Origin of the sequence: Myxococcus sp. AM009 (assembly GCF_013372605.1) — a bacterium.
Classification (GTDB): domain Bacteria; phylum Myxococcota; class Myxococcia; order Myxococcales; family Myxococcaceae; genus Myxococcus; species Myxococcus vastator.
Map to the genome: position 1 here is coordinate 1 of NZ_JABXEP010000351.1, position 1268 is coordinate 1268.

At 72.2% G+C, this 1268-nt stretch carries 2 protein-coding genes; one reads left to right on the forward strand and one right to left on the reverse strand.

The features are described from left to right. Positions 1-304: 304 nt before the first annotated feature. Positions 305-976 (forward strand): hypothetical protein, encoded by a 672-nt coding sequence (locus HV824_RS35795; RefSeq protein WP_255208624.1) that lies wholly within the window; start codon positions 305-307, stop codon positions 974-976. Between the two features lie 31 nt (positions 977-1007). Here the strand turns inward: HV824_RS35795 and HV824_RS35800 are convergent. Next, positions 1008-1268 (reverse strand): hypothetical protein (locus HV824_RS35800; RefSeq protein WP_255208625.1); only part of this gene is annotated, 261 nt, incomplete at its 5' end.

Genomic DNA, 1268 nt, shown 5'->3' on the forward strand with positions numbered 1-1268 from the left:
CTCCTCCCCCTGTACAGCCCCACCGACTTCCCCCCGCCGCTGCCGCCGCGTCCGCCACCACCTGCGGAGCCGGGAACCGCACCCCCGGCTCCGTCATGGCCTTGGCCATTGCGCGCCCGGCGAGGAGGCCCCGGTGGTGGCGGAGGCCTCCGACGCGTCGCGCAGGGGTGAAGATGAGAGCCACGCCCCCACCGCGCCACTGCGGGAATGCGACACCCCGGGTGTCCCCCGGTCGAACCCGGTGGAGCCATGAGGCGCACGTCCTCCTGTCCGGTCTATGCTCCGCGCGCCGAAAAGAGGGTGGATGAGCAACGGGTCGTTGTTTGCGACGGATCAGGTGACCACGCAGGCGCGGTACCAGTGGCACCTGTGGGTGGCGGATGTGCTGGACCTGGGGACGTCCGTCCTCGTGGGCTGGGGCGCGTTGCGCGCGTTGGAGCAGGACCGCACCCCGCTATCGATGCCCCTGGCCATGGCCCTGGCGTGGCTCACCGCGTCCGCGGTGGGCGGGGTGACGGGCCGGACCTTCTGGCGACAGGTGGCCGGAGTGAAGCTGGTGCACGCGGCGCGCACGCCCGGGCTGCTCCGCGGCCTGGCCCGCGCCTTCACCACGCCGCTGGACCTGCTGCTGAACGCCGTGCTGATGCGCCGTCCCCTGGACACGCTGCTCGGCCTCCACGCGGAGCCCGTCGCTCCCGGCGCGGGCCCCCGCCTCAAGGGCGTGGCGCTCCAACTGCCCTGGCTGGCGGTGCTGGCGGGCGCGGTGTGGCTGCTCGTCACCCCCACCCAGGCGGAGATGCTCCAGTACCTGGGCCGCACGCTGACGGGCTGGCACTGCTGCCATGGCACGCGCGAGATGACGTGGCAGTGCCGCACGTCCCTGGACCGCGCGGCGCGCAACGCCCGGAGTGGAGACGCCAAGGCGAAGACGCTCGTCGCCGACTGCCCCGTCGCCGGCGCGCGGCTGGAGCCGTGAGCCCTCCGCGTCCGTCACGACGCGGAGCGCCTCAGCGCAGCTTCACTCGCAGCTCGCCTTCCTTGCAGAGCACGCCCAGGTAGCCGGAGCCCACGTCGAAGTTCGGGTTGTGGCGGAAGCGGCTGGCCGTCTTCCGCTCCCCGGCCTTCACGACCCCCAACCACGCCGCTTTGCGGATGTCCTTCACCACGTAGCACTCCGTCCAATCGAGGGACTCGTGGTTCTGGACCCGGGGGTGGAGGTCCAGAACCACGAGTCCCTCGATTGGACGGAGTGCTACGTGGTGAAGGAC

Coding starts and splice junctions, on each gene's coding strand:
- HV824_RS35795 (WP_255208624.1), top strand. CDS start 305: ATGAGCAACGGGTCGTTGTTTGCGACGGATCAGGTGACCACGCAGGCG.